General features: G+C 40.5%; 20 protein-coding genes. 9 read left to right on the top strand and 11 right to left on the bottom strand.

Translation table 11 applies throughout. From position 1 onward, the window contains the following. Positions 1-160: 160 nt before the first annotated feature. Positions 161-1,078, top strand: coding sequence for an AraC family transcriptional regulator (locus tag EHW67_RS04855; protein ID WP_126161232.1), 918 nt, complete (start codon positions 161-163; stop codon positions 1,076-1,078). A 9-nt stretch (positions 1,079-1,087) separates the two neighbouring features. On the opposite strand, the gene EHW67_RS04860 is transcribed toward EHW67_RS04855, so the two are convergent. Genes EHW67_RS04860 through EHW67_RS04875 form a run of 4 tightly spaced genes read right to left on the bottom strand, consistent with a single transcriptional unit; the run spans position 1,088 to position 5,135 of the window. Further along, complete coding sequence (locus EHW67_RS04860; RefSeq protein ID WP_126161233.1) at positions 1,088-2,152, bottom strand: dipeptidase; 1,065 nt, start codon at positions 2,150-2,152, stop codon at positions 1,088-1,090. Between the two features lie 60 nt (positions 2,153-2,212). Beyond that, positions 2,213-3,325, bottom strand: a complete 1,113-nt coding sequence (locus EHW67_RS04865) for a D-TA family PLP-dependent enzyme (RefSeq protein WP_126161234.1) — start codon at positions 3,323-3,325, stop codon at positions 2,213-2,215. Positions 3,326-3,341: 16 nt separating this feature from the next. Continuing rightward, positions 3,342-3,806, bottom strand: coding sequence for a RidA family protein (locus EHW67_RS04870; protein ID WP_126161235.1), 465 nt, complete (start codon positions 3,804-3,806; stop codon positions 3,342-3,344). Between the two features lie 12 nt (positions 3,807-3,818). Continuing rightward, positions 3,819-5,135 (bottom strand): gluconate:H+ symporter, encoded by a 1,317-nt coding sequence (locus EHW67_RS04875; RefSeq protein WP_126161236.1) that lies wholly within the window; start codon positions 5,133-5,135, stop codon positions 3,819-3,821. 498 nt (positions 5,136-5,633) lie between these two features. Here EHW67_RS04875 and EHW67_RS04880 point away from each other — a divergent pair, with 498 nt between their 5' ends. The 3 genes from EHW67_RS04880 to EHW67_RS04890 all read left to right on the top strand — a co-directional run bounded on the left by EHW67_RS04880 (position 5,634) and on the right by EHW67_RS04890 (position 7,703). Then, positions 5,634-6,407 carry a slipin family protein gene (locus EHW67_RS04880; protein ID WP_126161237.1) on the top strand — a complete coding sequence of 258 codons (774 nt, stop codon included), beginning with the start codon at positions 5,634-5,636 and terminating at the stop codon, positions 6,405-6,407. A 176-nt stretch (positions 6,408-6,583) separates the two neighbouring features. After that, positions 6,584-7,147: a DNA-3-methyladenine glycosylase I gene (locus EHW67_RS04885; protein ID WP_126161238.1), complete on the top strand. Its 564-nt coding sequence runs from the start codon at positions 6,584-6,586 to the stop codon at positions 7,145-7,147. Next, positions 7,137-7,703: a hypothetical protein gene (locus tag EHW67_RS04890; protein WP_126161239.1), complete on the top strand. Its 567-nt coding sequence runs from the start codon at positions 7,137-7,139 to the stop codon at positions 7,701-7,703. The genes EHW67_RS04885 and EHW67_RS04890 overlap by 11 nt, the downstream gene beginning before the upstream one ends. Positions 7,704-7,737: 34 nt before the next feature. Here EHW67_RS04890 and aat read toward each other — a convergent pair whose 3' ends face one another. The 3 genes from aat to EHW67_RS04905 all read right to left on the bottom strand — a co-directional run bounded on the left by aat (position 7,738) and on the right by EHW67_RS04905 (position 9,877). After that, entirely contained in the window at positions 7,738-8,373 is a 636-nt protein-coding gene (gene aat / locus EHW67_RS04895; RefSeq protein ID WP_126161240.1) for a leucyl/phenylalanyl-tRNA--protein transferase, read from the bottom strand. A gap of 133 nt (positions 8,374-8,506) precedes the next feature. Next, a complete protein-coding gene (locus EHW67_RS04900; RefSeq protein WP_126161241.1) occupies positions 8,507-8,884 on the bottom strand; it encodes a DUF3127 domain-containing protein in 378 nt (125 codons plus the stop codon). A 102-nt stretch (positions 8,885-8,986) separates the two neighbouring features. Next, positions 8,987-9,877: a flavin reductase family protein gene (locus tag EHW67_RS04905; protein WP_126161242.1), complete on the bottom strand. Its 891-nt coding sequence runs from the start codon at positions 9,875-9,877 to the stop codon at positions 8,987-8,989. 112 nt (positions 9,878-9,989) lie between these two features. On the opposite strand from EHW67_RS04905, the gene EHW67_RS04910 reads away from it, so the two are divergent. Further along, positions 9,990-11,138, top strand: a complete 1,149-nt coding sequence (locus EHW67_RS04910) for a sensor histidine kinase (RefSeq protein WP_126161243.1) — start codon at positions 9,990-9,992, stop codon at positions 11,136-11,138. A gap of 4 nt (positions 11,139-11,142) precedes the next feature. After that, complete coding sequence (locus tag EHW67_RS04915) at positions 11,143-11,502, top strand: hypothetical protein (protein WP_126161244.1); 360 nt, start codon at positions 11,143-11,145, stop codon at positions 11,500-11,502. On the opposite strand, the gene EHW67_RS04920 is transcribed toward EHW67_RS04915, so the two are convergent. Continuing rightward, the gene (locus tag EHW67_RS04920; protein ID WP_126161245.1) at positions 11,489-11,881 is read right to left on the bottom strand and encodes an HIT family protein; all 393 of its coding nucleotides are present in this window, start codon (positions 11,879-11,881) and stop codon (positions 11,489-11,491) included. The genes EHW67_RS04915 and EHW67_RS04920 overlap by 14 nt on opposite strands. Positions 11,882-12,062: 181 nt before the next feature. Beyond that, the gene (greA, locus tag EHW67_RS04925) at positions 12,063-12,536 is read right to left on the bottom strand and encodes a transcription elongation factor GreA (RefSeq protein WP_126161246.1); all 474 of its coding nucleotides are present in this window, start codon (positions 12,534-12,536) and stop codon (positions 12,063-12,065) included. Between the two features lie 111 nt (positions 12,537-12,647). Between greA and EHW67_RS04930 the strand changes: the two genes are divergently transcribed. Further along, positions 12,648-13,085: a Rieske (2Fe-2S) protein gene (locus EHW67_RS04930; RefSeq protein WP_126161247.1), complete on the top strand. Its 438-nt coding sequence runs from the start codon at positions 12,648-12,650 to the stop codon at positions 13,083-13,085. Between the two features lie 9 nt (positions 13,086-13,094). Here EHW67_RS04930 and EHW67_RS04935 read toward each other — a convergent pair whose 3' ends face one another. Beyond that, on the bottom strand, positions 13,095-14,084 hold the full coding sequence (locus tag EHW67_RS04935) for a Gfo/Idh/MocA family protein (RefSeq protein ID WP_126161248.1): 990 nt from the start codon (positions 14,082-14,084) through the stop codon (positions 13,095-13,097). A 526-nt stretch (positions 14,085-14,610) separates the two neighbouring features. Here EHW67_RS04935 and EHW67_RS04940 point away from each other — a divergent pair. Beyond that, positions 14,611-15,210 (top strand): 3-keto-disaccharide hydrolase, encoded by a 600-nt coding sequence (locus EHW67_RS04940; protein ID WP_126161249.1) that lies wholly within the window; start codon positions 14,611-14,613, stop codon positions 15,208-15,210. Between the two features lie 86 nt (positions 15,211-15,296). Then, positions 15,297-16,673, top strand: coding sequence for a Gfo/Idh/MocA family protein (locus EHW67_RS04945; RefSeq protein ID WP_126161250.1), 1,377 nt, complete (start codon positions 15,297-15,299; stop codon positions 16,671-16,673). 135 nt (positions 16,674-16,808) lie between these two features. On the opposite strand, the gene EHW67_RS04950 is transcribed toward EHW67_RS04945, so the two are convergent. Next, positions 16,809-18,980 carry a TonB-dependent receptor gene (locus tag EHW67_RS04950; RefSeq protein WP_126161251.1) on the bottom strand — a complete coding sequence of 724 codons (2,172 nt, stop codon included), beginning with the start codon at positions 18,978-18,980 and terminating at the stop codon, positions 16,809-16,811. Positions 18,981-19,005 lie beyond the last annotated feature (25 nt).

Consider the following 19,005-nt stretch of genomic DNA (forward strand, 5'->3'; position numbering starts at 1 on the left):
AATGTATGAAGTGTTTTTTCCAAAACCCTGACCCATTCTATCAATAACATGAACAATACTATCAAAAATTATTAATGTCATAATTTGACTTAATTAAATTTGTATTTTTGATAAAACAGAGTGCCAATAAATATGTAATATCAATTTAAACCCCATTTGGATGCAGCTATCCAATAAATACTTTAACAATCGGAAATTGGAGACCATGGTGGAGAACCAGACCACCTATACCCTAAACAATGCGGCAATGCACGTTTTTGAAACCCATAAACAGGCAGAGCAGGTGTTGTTGCAATTTAACCAGCCGGTTTTGGCTAGTATGCTTAGTGGTAAAAAAATTATGCATCTTAGGGATCACGAGTCTTTTAATTTTTTACCTGGGGAATCGCTCATCCTTCCCTCTAAGGAAATAATGTGTATCGACTTCCCCGAGGCCAAGGAAACTAATCCGACCCGCTGTATAGCCATGGCCATATCCGAAGAAAAAATTAAACAAATGCTAATGGTAATGAACGAGTCCATGCCCAAATTGAATGGAGAGGAATGGGCCTTGATGGATTACAATTTTCACTTTACCAATGACATTGGTCTGTATCAAATTTTACAACGATTGCTTTTTCTTTTTACAGAAAACCACCCCTCCAAGGACCTCTTTGTGGACAATATGCTAAGCGAATTGATTGTAAGGATCTTACAGAGCAATGAGCGAAAGATATATACAGAACAAACCTTGGAGGTGAGCAACACAAGTAGACTGGGTTTTATAGTCTCGTTTATTAGGGAAAACATCTATAAGCCTCTAAATATTGAAACCTTGAGTAAAAAAGCACATATGAGCGAGTCGCATTTTTATAGGGTATTTAAGAGCGAACTGGGTATATCTCCCATTGAATTTATCAATAACGAACGTATTAAACTTGCCGTTAGTTTATTGCAGGATCCCAAGCGCAGTATTAAAGAGGTCTTTATGGAATGTGGTTTTGAAAGCAGGTCTTATTTTAATCGGGTTTTCAAAAGAAAGAAAAAGGTATCCCCTGGAGAATTTCAGGCCAATGCGTTGCGAGACAAGAGGTATTGACCCCAATTTCTATCCCCACGCTTTTTTTAGAAACCTTATAAAATTTCTACTCATAATGTTTTCGATATCCTCTTGGGTATATCCTTTAGCCGCTAGCAACTGAGGCACCTTTTGCAGGTCTGCTATAGTATCCAGATCAGCCGGACACTGCTCTGTTCCAAACCCGCCATCCAGATCGGTTCCAATTCCTACCTGCTCTGAATTTCCGGACAATTGGCAAATATGGTCTATATTTTGAACCATATGGGCCAAACCAACGCCCATGCCCGTTGGGGTGGATACGCCCCTGACCCAATTGGGGACCATCATCCACGCGTCCAATGCCATTCCAATAACGGCATCGCGTCCCAGCAATTCTTTTAATTGTTCATCTGAAAATTGCCGGTTATGATCTACAAATTTCCTACAGTTATTATGGCTTGCCCATACCGGGCCATTGTATAGCTTCATGGTTTCCCAAAAACTAACATCGCACAAATGGGTAGCATCCAAAATTAGGTTTAAACGCTCTATCTCCTTTAACAGGGCTTTCCCTTTTTGTCCTATGCCCCCAACCGCATCTGTACCGTGTGCATAGGTACCGGGACCGTAATGAGCGGGGCCAATGGCCCTTAATCCCTGTTCATAGGAACGTTCCAAATGGTCTATGGTAACAATAGAATCGGCCCCCTCCAAACTAAGGATATAGCCAATAGGTTTTTTAGCTTTAGAAGTGGTCCACAAATTTAAATGGGCCTCCAATTCCGGCAGATCCTTAATTTGCACCATTTCCCCTATTTCCTCCATGGTCCTATACCAAGCTAACTGACCTTGGGTCTGAGCCCAGGCCTGATGCGGGGAATTCCAACCCGGTAAGGGGTTATCCCTTTTTACATATCTCGCTATTTGCGTGGCCACGCATAGACCGATATTCCCATTTCGCATGGCATCAAAGGAGACGGTATTCTTGCCCCTATCCGGCTTGTCCGTCATCCCTGATTCACTATCACGGATATCTTGCACGGTCCATGTTAAATCCCTATTCCATTCCATGGCGTTCATAGCCAAATCCAAATGGGCATCAAATATGAACATATTCTTAATTTATTGTGTTATTGGCTCCATCTTCATTAATTACCTTATAAAAAAAGAGGGCTATATATTTATTTTTAGGTTTCTCGCGGCTACCTTCCAAGTGTCTCCCAGACTCCCATCAACTACTGTTAAAACTTCATTATATTTAGCCACTGTAGGGCAAATATGCATTGGAAGGGCATAGGCCAGATCCCCTACAATATATGTTTTATCGTTTTTACATTTCACAACCAAATGCTCCTCACTCTGTCCTATTTGGGTGCAGTCTTCCCCGTCCAATAACAATAACCTGGGAAAATTCATCTCCGAGGCCAAATGTTTATGCCCCAGATCAAAACAAACCAGATTTTTGTTGGGCTTGCTCACCACCCTTGTCACTAGAACGGCGGCGGTCAAAAAATCCATATCGGGATAATTGTGTGCATACCCGGCATCCCACAATAGTGTTGTCCCCGGGCTGGTTTCAACACCCTTGCGCCTAGCATGAATGGGAAAGGTAGGAGAGCCACCCACCACCACGGACGGCACTATAAACCCCAGTTTTTCCAATGCTTTTTTTAAATCCAATACCGCATTGAAATCTGCATTACACTTCTTCTCTCTTTCCAAGAGATCTTTGTTATGGATGTGTCCGTCATATACATGTAGTCCGCCAGCAATTAAATTAGGGTCTTCGCAAATCTTCCTATAACAATCTACGGCCTGTGCATTGGGCACCACACCTGTCCTGTTCATCCCATTATTGATATCTAGCCATAGCGTGACCCGTTTATCTTTCTCTTGGGCCATTGCCGCTATTTCCCCTATAAGCATTTGATTGTCTACAATTGTAGAAAAATTACTTTTGGGAAATTCGGCCATCAGCCTAAAAAAACGGTCAATATTGGGACCTACCGGTTGCATGGCCAGTAAAATATCCATCGCGCTGCAACGCCCTAGCAATTCAGCTTCGGCAATAGTGGCACACTTAAATTTTTGTATGCCAAACCGCTGTTGTAACTGTACTATTTCTGCCGTCTTATGTGTTTTTATATGCGGCCTAAGGTTTGTGACATCTCCGGCAATGGCTATCATGGACTTAATGTTTTGGACAATCCGATCCGGATAAACCAAGAGGGCGGGTGTCACCATATCCTTGGGGTTGGCAACTCTGTACCATTCATTATGCTCCATAATACCTAATTTTGAATCAATATAACTCAAACACTGCCTCCACCTCAACCGGAATATTATCGGGTAGCATCATCCCTACGGCACTACGCACCCCTATCCCGTTTTCCTTTCCAAAAACATCTGCCATTAATTCACTAAATCCGTTTATAACCAAGGGTTGTTTTCCAAAATCTGGGGTAGAGTTTACCATGCCCAGTACTTTTACGAGCCGTTTTATCTTATCCAAGCTTCCAAAATGCGTCTGAATGGTAGATAGCATGGTAAGGCCTACCTGCCTTGCTGCCGTTTTAGCCTCCTCCGCATTCATATCATAACCCGCTATGCCAACCATTAATGAGCCGTCATTTTTTACGGGACCCTGACCCGAAACGTATAAAAAATTGTCTACGACCAAAATAGGTCTATAGACCCCGGCAGGTTTGGGGGCGGGAGGAAAAACCAGCCCTAATTCCTTTACTCTTTCTGACGGTGAATTACCCATAATACTATATTTTTAAATAAACATACTTAATACCATTACACCTATCAGCCCCATAACCCCAACCGTGGTCTCCATTACAGTCCACGTTTTCAGGGTATCTTTTATAGATAGGTTAAAATATTCCTTAAACAACCAAAATCCTCCATCGTTCACATGACTAAGCATAAGACTTCCAGATCCTATTGCGAGTACCATTAGCTCAGGATTGGCGCCATTTGCACCCACCATTGGTAAAACTATACCGGCCGTAGTAAGTCCGGCCACCGTAGCCGAACCAATGCAGACCCTAATAACGGTAGCTACTAACCAAGCCAAGATCAATGGCGAAAAACTGGAGCCCTTTAGCATATCTGCCAAATATTGGCTTACACCACTGTCCACCAATACTTCCTTTAAGGCGCCTGCACCTGCTATGATAAGCAATACCATAGTTATTCCCGAAATGGAATTTCCAACAGACACCATAAGATCGTTCATCTTCTTTCCCTGGGCCAGTCCCAAAGTGTAAATGGCCGTCAAAACGGAGACCAACATAGCTATGACAGGATTACCAAAAAAATTAATTATGGGCAATACAGCAGCATCCTTAGGCAAAAATAGCTGGGCAACAGTAGCCAACATAATTAGGATAACGGGTAAGAGAGCTGTGAAAATACTGACATTGACCCCTGGCATTTCATCCTCCTTTAATACGGTGGGGTTAACAAATTCTTTTATAGGGGTAGCCTCTATATTCTTTATAGTTCTAGAGAAAAAGGGTCCTGCAAGGGTAATTGCAGGTATGGCTATAATAGTTCCGTAAAGTAATGTCTTTCCTATATCTGCATTAAACATGGTTGCAATAGCGGTGGGAGCAGGGTGTGGAGGCAGAAAACCATGTGTTACCGAAAGGGAAGCTATCATAGGAAGGCCCACGTATAATAGCGGTAAGCCTGTTGAAGCTGCAATGGTAAAAATAAGCGGAATCACTATTACGAACCCCACGGAATAGAACATGGGAATTCCTACAATAAAACCCGTAAGTACCAAGGCCCATTGTATGTTCTTTATCCCAAATTTATCTACCAACTTGGTTGTTATTTGCTGTGCCGCACCACTATCGGCCACAAGCTTGCCCAGCATGGCACCAAGCCCTAAAATCATTACCAAAAACCCAAGGGTGTTCCCTATTCCGTTTTGTATAGAGACAATGACTTTATCCAGTTCCATCCCCTCGGCAATACCTACACCCAATGAAACGATAATAAAAGAAACAAATACATTTAATTTAAATTTGGCAATGAGCAAGAATAGGAGAATTAACCCTAGTACAACAATAAGTAATGGCATGATTTTGGTTTGGTGTTTAATTTAACTCAAGCCCTAAATATACTACATCATCTAAAAAATTAATATTCTTTTTAATGATAATTTATAATTAAAGTCTTTTTGTTAGATAATTGATACGACAATACTAAAGGATTGTGTACCACACCTCCTTTTGACACTTATTTATATTTAAAGAAACAGAGTCCATAAACAGCGTAATACACCTTAGAACTGCTATGCTATATGGATTATACTGACTTAAAGAAATAGCAGATCCATTTCATTTTGCCCCAGAAGATCAAAGCCACTCATAGGTAATTGGGAATAAAGCTTTTATAGAGCATATTATTTTTATCCGAATGTCTTTTTTTGTAACTTTAAAAGAATTGCCCTTTACAGAATCTAGAGTTATCCGCTTTCTTTTCTGATGCCCTCTTTTGGACGCTCATCTTGAACAACAAAGCAAGAAGGTCCATTTACACTTAATTGATTATTTTATAACAACCCAAGCTAACAGTCATGACTCCTCCTTTCATGTTCAGTATCCTAATAGTATTGTTTTTGCTAGCCGGAATACGTGTTATTTTTGAATACAAAAGAGCTTTAAAATTTAGATTCGGAAAATATATAAAGACATTACAACCGGGATTCAGGTGGATTATCCCCATTGTAGAGACCATACAAATTGTAGATATCCGGGTAATTACCATCAATATTATTTCACAGGAAGTAATGACAGAGGACAACGTTCCCTGTAGTATAGATGGTGTTGTTTTCTTTAAGATAAATGATCCGGAAAAGGCAGTTTTGGAAGTGGAAGAATACCGTTTTGCCATTACCCAATTATCCCAAGCCGCACTAAGGGATGTTTGCGGAAAGGTAGAACTGGACACCATTTTGTCCAAGAGGGAGGAAATGGGAAAAAACATTAAGGCTATTGTGGAACTGGAAACCGTGGAATGGGGCATTGAGATCATTGATGTTAAGATAAAAGATATCCAATTACCTGAAAACATGAAGCGAATGATGGCCAATCAAGCCGAAGCTGAAAGGTCTAGAAGGGCAAGAATCATCCTTGCGGTAGCAGAAGAGCAAGCTGCAGGTAAATTACTGGAAGCCGGTAAGTTAATAGACCAATCTCCATCGGCCATAAAATTGCGACTCTATCAAACCCTTTCCAATATCGCAGCGGAAAAGAATTCTACCATTTTATTTCCCTTCCCGGAAGAGGTATTACCCAAAAAAACGGCAAACACAGCAAAAACAAATAAGAAGAAGACTAAGAACAAGTAAAAGCAGCCATACCTCCCATGGCTGTGCTTAGGAAATTTACATAGCAGTTAAAAGGACAATATCCAAGTATCTTTACCTAGAATACCTTTATATTTCTACATCTATTTACCCACTACTTTAAAAACACAAATAATTTAATTTATCTTTATCTACCAACACCATTTGGAACATTAGACATGGAAAAACAAAGATGCGGTTGGTGCCAGGGAGATGCACTCTATGAAAGGTACCATGATGAAGAATGGGGCGTTCCCCTCAGGGACGACGCACGATTATTTGAGTTTTTAATTCTAGAGACATTTCAGGCGGGCCTAAGTTGGATTACCATACTCCGAAAACGGGAAAATTTCAGGCGGGCCTTGGATAATTTTGACTACCATAAAATAGCCCAATATGAAGAAACCAAAATACAATCCTTGTTGCAGGACCCTGGTATTATAAGAAACAAACTCAAGATCAGGGCAACGGTGAGCAATGCCCAAGCGTTTTTAAACATACAAAAGGAATTTGGAAGCTTTAGCCAATATATTTGGAACTTTGTAGACGGTAAACCTATACGAAACAGACATAAACACTACAAGGATGCCCCTGCGAACACCCCTTTGTCCGACACCATTAGCAAGGATTTAAAAAAGCGGGGATTTAAGTTTGTAGGCAGTACGGTGGTCTATGCCCATATGCAGGCAACGGGAATGGTAAACGATCATGAGATAAATTGTTTTAGATATAATGAAGTATAATCTTAGTTTTTTCTTGCTATTATTAAGCATTGGCAGCCAGTGTTTTTCCCAAGCACAATTAGAACGGGAACACCGTATTAAGAAATCAGAATTCCCAACGTACGAGTTAAACCCAATGTTATTGCTCCAGGCTAAAAAAATAAGGTATTACAGGGAGGTAGACACTTCTGCTACAATCTATTCCCTTAAGTTCAAGAAAAATAAAATGGATTACCATATGGATTTCAATGAAAAGGGCGTCTTACTGGATATGGGCTTTTTGGTCAAGGAGATCGACATTCCTTCCGATTCCTATTCCACCATTACTACCTATTTGAACAACAATTTTAATAGAGTAAAGATAAAACGTATTCACCAGCGGTATACGGCAACGGATGAAAATGCCATTCGGAATACGTTTCAAAATTTAATCTTACCCACCATCACTTACAGAATACAATTTAGGGCAAAGAAAAAACAGCCTATGGAAGATTTTATTGCCACTTTTGATGCGGAGGGCAAAGTATTACAAGTAAAAAGGGCATTGCCGGCTAATTTTGACCGTATACTGTATTAAGAACAATTGTGACCAACTTTTTCTACGGCGCCCACTAGTTTTTTAGTATTTCAACAAAATCCTTTCTTGGTATTTCCTCTGCCCCAAGACTTTTCAAATGCGCAGTGTACACTTGGCAGTCTATAAGTTTATAATTTTGTTCTTCCAATGTTTTAGCCAAGTGAATAAAGGCAAACTTGGAGGCATTGCTGGATCTACTAAACATACTTTCACCACAAAAAACATGACCCAGATCTATCCCATATAATCCTCCCACCAACAGCTCGCCCTCCCAAACCTCAACAGATTTAGCAAACCCTTGTTGATGTAGCCTTATATAGGCTTTTTTCATTTCCGGTGTAATCCATGTTCCTCCTTGGTCCTTTCGTTTAATGACAGCGCAGGCATCAATAACCTTTTCAAATTGGGTATTCCAGCTGAGCCTAAATTTACCGGATCTTAAGACCTTTTGCATACTGGAGGAGATTTTCACTTTTTCAGGAAAAAGAACCATTCTAGGATCTGGGCTCCACCATAATATTAGGGAATCTTCATTAAACCAAGGGAATATCCCGTTGCGATAGGCCAACATAAGTCGCTCTGGAGACAAATCACCCCCTACGGCCAGCAACCCATCCTTATCGGCCTCTTCAACATTGGGAAATTGCAAGCGATGGTTTAAAAGGAACATTCCATATTTTTTTATAATCCCAAAAATAAGAAAACCTATCCGGTCATGGACCAAACAGGTTTTCGTAATATTAATCACGTTTCCCAAGGCAACTGTTTATAGATGCCCCAGTGGGATTGGGTATACCTTTAGCTTAGAAAGGCAAGTCGTCGTGGTCTTCCTCCTTTACGTCATCGGCCGGTTCAAAGGCATCCATAGGGGGTACTGGCGGCATTCCGGCAGCACTGGTTTCTTGCTGTAAACTCTCTATACGCCATCCTTGAATAGAATTAAAATATTTGGTCTCCCCCTGTGGGTTTACCCATTCCCTACCTCTAAGGTTAATGCTAATTTTTACAGGTTGGCCAACTCCAAAATTATTCAAGAGATCACATTTATCCTGCACAAATTCAACCATAATATGTTGCGGGTATTGCTCCTCAGTAGTAACCACTACTTCTCTCTTTCTAAATCCGTTATTCCCAAAAGTTTGGGTCTCGCCTACCATTTTAATTTTCCCTTGTACTTCCATTTTGCTATTTATAAAATTCTACTTTCAATTCTTTTTTATCAATATTAAGCAATTTGCCTTTGAACACCTAAAACAAAAGCTACCATATTTTAATTATACTTTTTATTTCTGAACCGTCGCCAAAAGCATTTTCCAGGCAGACTGTACATCCCTGTCTTTCAGGAGTTCCTGTGCCTTTTTGTGCACTACGGCCCTATCGCCTTTTGCAAGCAACTCTTGCAAGACCAAGTTCTTTTTTACATACGTATCCACTTCTTCCTTGGACGGTAGTTTTTCTATATTTCCCAACATCCCCAAATCATTACCTGTCAACACCTGGCTAGAACGTATTGGTTCTGGAATTTGATCTATCCCAATTCCCAATGTGGATATGGGCTTTGGCACTTGAAACATTCCCTTATTGGCCCTACTATACCAGTTGCCTCCCATCCTGGCCACTTGATCTATCTTAAACTGATCTATAGCCCCATTTTCATCCAAAACATCAGCATCCAAATGTATTCTTAGCACTTCTGAAAAAACAAGGTTCCCGGCACCCCCATCTTTCCCCAAGGGCTCCACTTTTAACACCTTGCATTCAAACTGTACAGGGGATTCGGCTACCCTAAATGGCGCTACCAAGTCCGACTCCAACATAGTGAGGCCAGCTTTCACAAATTCGTTCTCCCCTTCCTTGTACTCTGTACTGGCAAGGGAAACCTGCTGCACCATCGCATAGTTCACCACATTTATCACCACCTCCTTATGCTGTAATACGTTTTCCAAACTGTGTTTTGTGGTATTATCGCGCACTCTACGGGCCGGCGAAAATATTAAAATTGGCGGATTGGCACTAAAAACATTGAAAAAACTAAATGGGGATAAATTGGGTCTTCCCTGCCCATCAATGGTACTGGCCAAGGCTATAGGCCTTGGGCCAACGGCCCCCAATAAATACCCATGTAATTTGGATATTGGCAGCTCTGACACCTCAATAGAAATCCTTTTCCCCATAACGGGCAAAGGTACATAAATTGTAGGCAAAATGAAATAATGCCATAGCCATCTAAATAGAATATCTTTGTTGAAATTACGTTATCTTTAAGGATAGCAATATTATTAATGGATGGATTTTAATCCTAAAAAGAAAACTTCCAACTTTTTACTTTTAATAGCTTCTTTTGCTATTGTAAGTTTAATACTGTGGAACACTAACAGTTTTTTCAAGAAATTTAAGGAAGAGGAGCGCCATAAAATGGAAATCTGGGCTACTGCGCAGTCCGAGTTTTTATCCCTTCCGGTGGATGCCGATCCTGGAAACCTGCATATTAAGATTTTTCAGAACAACACCTCCACCCCCATGATACTGGTGAACAAGGACAGTACTATTAAGGTGAACAATATGCCTGGGATCCAGAACATAGACACCGCTTTCCTACAAGGGAAAATCAAAAAATTTAAGGAGGAAAACAAGCCAATTTCCATTGAGTACAAAGGAGAGAAATTAGCTACTTTATATTATGGCAATTCCGAGGTCCTCAACAAATTAAAATATTACCCCATTGCCCTATTATTGATAATCTTCCTTTTTGGCGCGGTAATATATTTCCTGTTCAAAACCAATAAAACAGCTGAGCAGAACAAATTATGGGCGGGGATGGCCAAAGAAACAGCCCATCAGATAGGGACACCGCTTTCTTCACTTCTGGGTTGGAACCAATTGTTGAAAACTGAGGACATCAATCCGGAAATTACCATGGAAATTGAAAAGGATATAAGTCGACTAGAAACCATTACAGAGCGTTTTTCAAAAATAGGATCCCTACCCATACTCAAGGAATACGACATTGTTGAAGAAACCAAAAATGCCTTTGACTACCTTAAACTAAGGAGCTCCAAGCTGATCCATTTTTCCTTTGACTCTAAAGCCGAACGGCTTCCGGTACTCCTAAATAAGGCCCTGTACAATTGGACCATAGAAAACCTTGTTAAAAATGGCATTGACGCCATGAGAGGCAAAGGCAGCATCTCCATTGAAATTATCCCAAGTGGGAATACGGTACGCATCCTTATATCGGACACGGGTACCGGGATACCCAAAAAGAATTTTCAGTCTATCTTCAATCCAGGGGTTACCACTAAAAAAAGAGGCTGGGGCTTAGGACTATCCTTGGTAAAGAGGATTGTTGAGGAATACCATAAAGGAAAAATAAAAGTGCTTTCTTCCACTAAGGAAGGGACAATTATGCAAATTACGTTTAAAGTGAATAATTAATGCCATGGCAAAGGAAAAGTTAGTTGTAATAAAGGAGGCAGATTTAACAAACAATTGTCCCGAGTGTTTTAATCAGGAAATAAAATTGACCTTTTATCAGAGACACACCTATGGTCGACTTTATGATAGGACTACCAAGGACATCACCCACGAAATCAAATGCAAAAAATGTGATTCTATCATATATCCCGTTTCTTGGACCGAGGATATAGAGCGCGTATTTGACTATTACCAAAAAATGTTGGCCCCTGACCGCCCCGTCATAAGGTTCACTAGTTTATTTTATATTTTAACCTTACTCCTTGTTGTTGTTGTTGTGGCCGCCGGAGTCTATATTTTTCTGGAAGGCATTATTGAATTTTAGCCCTAATCTTTTCGGCTATAGCGGTAAACTCCTCAGGAGAAAGTGATACCTTGTGTTGGAAGGTTGCATCCTGCATGCCGTTCAATGGAATTAAATGAACGTGCACATGTGGCACTTCCAAGCCTATTACAGTCATCCCCACCCTATTACAGGATATGGCTGCTTCTATGGCCAAACCAACTTTTCTGGAAAATGCCATAAGCCCTTGATAGGTCTCTTCATCCAGGTCTAGGAGTCGGTCTACCTCCTTTTTAGGAACACAAAGAGTATGTCCCACGGCATTGGGGTTAATATCCAAAAAAGCATAAAAATCATCGTCTTCCGCTATTTTATATGACGGAATCTCTCCATTTATAATTTTTGTAAAGATTGTAGACATCATTATCAATTTTAAGTACTTCTAAAAGATACTATAATTATTTGTAAAAGGTGACCCTACCTGTCTTATAACGACCATTATCAACCTAGGACCGGAATAGCCAAACAACTGTTACTCCATTAAATGTAAAAACCTCAAATGACATATTCACTTGAGGTTTATAGCTTATAGAAAAGCAGTATTATCTCGAAATCTCCAAAATTTCAAACTTCAATGTCCCGTTGGGCACATTGATCTCTGCCGTATCACCTACTTCCTTACCCAAGAGGCCCTTTCCTATGGGAGAGCTAACAGAAATTTTAGCCGATTTTAGGTCCGCCTCACTTTCTGCCACCAAGGTATATTTCATCTCCATTCCATTATTCAAATTCTTGAGTTTCACGGTAGACAGTACCAAAACCTTGGAGGTATCTAGCTGGGATTCATCTATCAATCTGGCGTTGGCCAAGGTCTCCTCCATTTTGGAAATTTTCATCTCCAAAAGTCCCTGAGCCTCTTTGGCCGCATCATACTCAGCATTTTCAGACAAATCTCCCTTGTCCCTCGCCTCGGCGATGGCTTCGGAAGCTTTGGGACGCTCCACATCCTTAAGGTGGTTTAATTCCTCTCTCAATTTTTTTAACCCTTCTGCTGTATAATAAGATACCTTACTCATAAGTCTATATTAAATAAATAGGAAAATCCCCTTTTTTTAAAGAGGATTTAAGACAAATATACATAATTTTTGTTCAAATTTGCTTAAGTTTTCTTAAATAGGCATGGTCATATGAAAGGTGTATTCGGGATTTTGGTTTTCTTTTTTTTAATGGGTTGTGATAATAACTCTACTAATAGAAACCCCTATTTACAGGAAGTTAGCTTTAGGTTCGACCTCAATTTAAACCTCCCGTTATACAGTCCGTTGACCAATACCGGTAGTGCCGTTTATGTTGGAAACGCCGGGGTTGGCACCAGAGGTGCATTTGTTATTAACACGGGGTTTAATTCCTTTATGGCCTGGGAGGCCAGCTGCCCCAATCATGCCCCCAACGATTGCTCTACCATGAGCTTGGACGGACAAGTGGTTAGCTGCTCTTGCGAGGGTTATGAATACAATTTATTTACCGGGCAGTTAATGAACAAGCCCGAAGACGGCAAAACGTATCACGATCTACTTTTTTACCGTTCTACCTTTAGCGGTAATACAGTTGTAATCTCCAATTAGACCTCCATACTAAATTTGCCCCAAGATCTTATCCATCACCCAACCGGTATGCATTCCAGATTTGCCCAATGAAGGATGTTCCTTATTGTCAAATAGGTGTTCTGCCATACTTTTTACATGAAATTCCTGAACATGTTCAGGGTGTTCAATAAATAGGCTTTCAGTACCATTTAGATTATGTAATACCACCTCATCCTCACCAAATATAGAAAATACAATCTTTCCGCTACTACCTAGAATTTCCACTACATCTTCACGATCCGAAGTGCCAAAATTCCAACTTCCGGTGCCGGTAATACCATTGCCATGCACCCAACATGCAGCAATAGCATCTTTAGAGGTATATAGTTTTTGTTGGTTAACGCTCACTCCAAAGGCATTCTCTATATCCCCCAGAAGAAATGAAAACAAATCCAATCCGTGACTGGCCAAATCATCAAAATACCCCCCTGGGGCCACATCCTTGTCCGTTCGCCAATTATGGGTCTTATCCAGATCCCATTCGCTAGGGGGCTTGCTAAGGTTCCATCCTATATGCCTTACTTCCCCAATTTCATTGTTATCCAACCATTCCTTCACCTTTAAAAATCGTGGCAAGGACCTTCTGTAGTAGGCCACAAAAAGCGGCAGATCTTTGCTGTAAAAAGCATTATAAATCTCCAAGCTTTCCGCATAACTGGGAGCCAAAGGTTTCTCTACGCAGCAGGGCTTGCCTGCTTCGGCTACCATTAAAGCATACTGTTTATGGGTGTCCGGTGGGGTGGCAATGTAAACGGCATCTATCTCCGGATCCTGAATTAAATCCTTGGCATTGCCATAAAATTTAGGAACCTTATGTCTTTTGGCATAATCTTCCGCCTTCTCCACATCCCTGCGCATAACGGCCATTAATTTAAATCCTTCAGTTAACTGATAAGGCGGACCGCTTTTTACTTCGGTCACTGCCCCACAACCAATTATACCCCATCGCACGGGCTTGTTATATTTTATAGTTTTCATTATTTGGTTTGTTTAGGTTTAGTCTTTTAGCCTGCCGGACAAAAATAACAGTTAAAAAATGAATAGTGCCGCCCAAATATTATCATTTTCAAGAACATAAGAACAAATTAGCTTTCATATTTATACCATTGATCTTTAAAAAGGCTTTTGGCAGTCACAAGTAAATAGACCAACCCTCACTATACTTTATAGCCTATAACAATAGCCTTAAATTACCTCCAACACCTGCTTTGCACAAGACCTAACTACCTATAGGGCAGTATAAATAGGATGTTCTTTTTCTGTTGGAGCAGGTCTAACTACACAATTATTGCCTAAACGTAATGGTATTTTACCTATCCCCAATTTTTAGCTGTTTTTATGCGGAAATATTTGGAAAGTCATATTTTTTTTGGATAGTTTTATAGATAAGCACAATAATATTAAAAGATTATCAACGAACAATTTAGTCATTAAAGTCTTGAATAAATATTTGCTGTCTGTAATTTAAATATAGTTTAACCCTCAAATTAATCTATCACTTGATATGAATGCAAAACTTGTATGCGCCATTTTAGCCTTTTGTTCTATTAGCTTCAATTCATTTGCTCAGAAAGCAGTTCTAAAAAAGGTCTTCAATGGTAGGAATCTAAAGGGGTGGGTGGTTCCAGAAAACAATATCTGGTGGACCGTGGCCGATGGAATATTAAAAACGAAAAGCGGCCCCAATAAGAAAGGCTCTATTTTATGGACTGAAAAGGAATACACGGATTTTGTCTTGGAAACCGACTTTAAATATGATGAAGGCACCGTAGATACGGGAATTTTTATCAGGACAGACACACAACAGATACAAATGGGCATATCCGGTTCTTTGAAGCGAGATATGACCGCCTCTCCCTATATTGCCGGAAAAGGCTATCCTGTAGAAGCACAGAACGTAAAGGATATTCTAAAACCCAGGGATTGGAATACCATAAAAGTGATTGCCATTGGCGGCTACTATGAAGTATGGCTAAACAACAAGCATGTAATGAGCTATACTTCGGACAATTATGTAAAAACAGGCCCTATAGGCTTACAATTACACCCCAACACCGATATGGCAGCAAGTTTTAGGAATATTAGAATTGGCAAATTAAAATAACATCCGCCGCTTGGGGTTGTTTGCAATCCGCTACAAATACATTTTCAACTAATAATAATTTATACCAATACTATTAAATAAGAATTATGGACAACAGAAGAGATTTTATCAAAAAAACTACCCTTGCCAGCACCGGGATTGTGGTAGGCGCATCCGCATTTTCCGCAAAATCCTATGGTAATATCGTTGGGGCCAATGAACGGGTTACCCTAGCATCAATTGGTGTACGCGGCCGCGGTAGTGGATTATTGGATAATTTTTCCAAAATGTACAGTGATGGGGTTCGTATAAAAACAGTTTGTGACGTAGATTCTGAGGTACTTGCCGAAAATGTTAAAAAGGCCGCAAAAAACCAGAAGGGCAACAAACCGGGGACCGAGGTAGATATGCGACGTGTTTATGAGGATAAAGAAATAGATGCCGTAGTCATAGCCGTACCCAACCACTGGCATGCACTATCTACCATCTGGGCTTGTCAGGCCGGCAAAAATGTATACGTTGAAAAACCCAGCTCCCACAATGTATGGGAAGGACGAAAAATGGTAGAAGCCGCAAGAAAATACAATAGGGTTGTACAGGTAGGTTTCCAAAACCGATCTATAAGCAACGTAATGCAGGCCATGCAATTTCTGCATAGTGGTGGTATTGGGGAGGTATTCATGGCCAGGGGAACCTGTTTTAAGCCAAGGGATTCCTTTGGTATTGCACCTGATAGTGTATCCCCATCCAACTTAAATTATGATTTATGGCTGGGTCCTGCTACTTACCGACCATACAATGAGAAAAAAGGACATTACAATTGGCATTGGCATTGGGATACCGGAAATGGCGATACGGGCAATCAAGGCCCGCATCAATTTGATGTTGCCCGCTGGGGGCTGAACAAAAAAGTTCACCCGGTAAAGGTACAGTCCATGGGTGGCATCTTTGGGATATCTCCCAAAGAGTGTTCACAAGAAACACCCAATACCCAAACATCGGTATTTGAATATGAGGATGGAAAAATATTGGAATTTGAAACCCGAGGCCGTTATACCAACCACGAAGCCAATTTAGGTATTAAAATTGGAAATACATTTTTTGGTACTGAAGGATGGATGGAAGTAAACGGCTCTACTTGGAAAGCCTACAAAGGCAAGGAAACCGAACCTTTTGCCGGTTCGGGAATGGCCGGAAGTGCCGCTATTGGAGGGGATTCTTCCTTTCTTACCGCCCCAGATAGCAAAGGTCATTTTGGCAATTTCATTGATGCCGTTCGCTCTGGCAACCATATGGACCTAAATTGTGATATTGAAACCGGACATATGTCTACCGTACTTCCATTGATCGCCAATATTGCATACAGAACTGGAGACACCTTAAGGTTTAATGGGGAGTTTGAGAAGTTTATTGATAACGAGGAAGCCGATTTAATGCTTACCAGAAAATACAGGTACCCTTATATAGTACCGGAAAATGTATAAACACGGGCATCTATTAGAATAAAACTGGCCAACAACAACAATCCCCCTTGCCAACTAGTAAAATTGACAAGGGGGATTTCACTAATAAATAACTCTGAGATTCCCGTTCCAATACAGGAAGTACAAAGAGGTTAATTAAAAATTGAAGCTGGCTCCTAATAAAAAGTTTATACCTGCTTGTGGATAATATCCAGCACCTTCAATGGTGGTAACCGTACCGGGTACGGAGTAATCATCATCATAGGTGTAAAAATAGCCGTTGGACTCATATAGGTTATCAAAGATATTATTCACCAAACCGGATAAGACAATACTCTTCATAAATCCGTTGGTATTAATTTGATACTGCACATTAAAATCCGTTTGGGAATAGGCGTCCAGAACAGAACTCTTTGCGTCTATATTCCCCATATATTGTTTCCCAACAAACTTGGTCAATAAATTTAATTGAATATTCTCCTGGGGCATATAAGTAAATATATTGCCCGCAATAATACTGGGTGAAAAAGAAATATGGGTATCTCCCAGTTCTTCCAATTCACCGTCTCGTTGGAATACAAAATTCTTGTTCTTATTATCGCTCAAAGCCAGATTGGGACGGATCTTAAAATATTCTCCTAAGGCAATATTGGCATCAATTTCTATTCCTACCCTATAACTATCCCCTACATTGGCCCTGAGCGCACCACCAACATCGTTTAATTCACCTGTTAGCACCAATTGATCTTTATAGCGCATATAGTATATGTTGGTGTTCAACTGTATATCCGGGGAAATATATCGCCATCCCAATTCATAATCGTTCAGTTTTTCGGGTTTTGGACTCCCATTTTCATAATCGTTTCTATTGGGCTCCCTATTGGCCCTAGCATAGGAAAGGTAGAAATTATTATTGGAATTAAGGTCAAAGGTTATCCCTGCCTTGGGATTAAAAAAGTTAAAGGTATCATCTACCAGACCCGTTTCTTCGCCATTGGCTTTATAACCTATGGTCCTATATTGCAGATCTCCATATACACTCCATTGGTCACTAAAATTATAATTCGCCTTCGCAAAAACATTTAGATCGGTCTTAGTGGAGCTGTTATCATAATACCTGTCCTCATAATCCCTATTATTTGAAAATCGGGCCCAGATTATTTCTCCAAAGTGACCTCCTTCGTATTTGTTCCAGCCACCACCAAGTATTAGATTTAGGTTGCCCTGATCATGGGTTACGGAAAAAGTTGTCCCATAAAAATCATTGTCCAACCAACGCCTTCTAATTAGGTCGGTCTTATCTACTTCTTCCCCATCAACTGTAATAGGATCTATTCCATAGGTACTAAAATCATCGTCTTCCCTATACTGTTCAAAATACCCTCTTCCTTTTGTGTAGTGAAAGGCCAAATTGGTGTTCCAATTGTTGGCTATCTGCTCATTCCAGTGCAGTTGAAAATGATCTTGTCTGTAATTATCCTCCTCCTTATCATAATATTGGGTAAGGCCGTTTTCATCGGTATAGATACCAGCAGAATTGAAGGTTCTATCGGTTTTCAGGGTTTCTGCATCTATGCCGTTCCAAGCTTGATAGGTAATCTCATGACCTCCAAAGAGTAAAGCCTTTATCAGGGTATTGTCATCTACATAGGATCCTTGTAAAAAATAGGATTCCAGTTCAGAGGAAGCCCTGTCAATATACCCATCAGAGGTTATCCGGGACAAACGGCCCGAAATTTCTACTTGGTCATTCAAGAGACCGGTGCTAAATTTTAAATTGTTTCTCAAGGTGCCAAAGCTTCCTATAGAGGACGAAATCTGTGCATACCCTTCTTCGGACACAGCATCGGTCAACAAGTTTAAACTAGCACCAAAAGCAGCACTACCATTTGTTGATGTCCCTACACCTCTCTGCAATTGCAGACTCTCCGTTGAAGATGCAAAATCGGGCATATTGACCCAAAAAGAACCGTGCGATTCCGAATCGTTGTAAGGAATACCATTGATGGTTACGTTTACCCTTGTACCAGAGCTCCCACGAACACGAATACCGGTATAGCCCACACCTGCCCCAGCGTCCGAAGTGGTTACCACCGCAGGTAAAAAGTTCATCAAAACCGGAATGTCCTGTCCCAGGTTCCTAGGTTTAATTTGTTCTTTGGTTAAATTGGTGAAGGTTACTGGCGATTGTTTGGTTACCCTAACGGCGGATACCAATACCTCATCCAAGGTAATTTCTTTTCCCTCCAGAGAATCTTTGGGTTTCTCTTGGCCAATGGCCGTAAGTGTTGCCGCTAATACAGCAGCTGTTGTGAACATAGTTTTCATCCGTAATACATTTGTTACGAATAAA

Origin of the sequence: Arenibacter aquaticus, from assembly GCF_003957295.1 — a bacterium.
GTDB classification, from domain to species: Bacteria; Bacteroidota; Bacteroidia; order Flavobacteriales; family Flavobacteriaceae; genus Arenibacter; species Arenibacter aquaticus.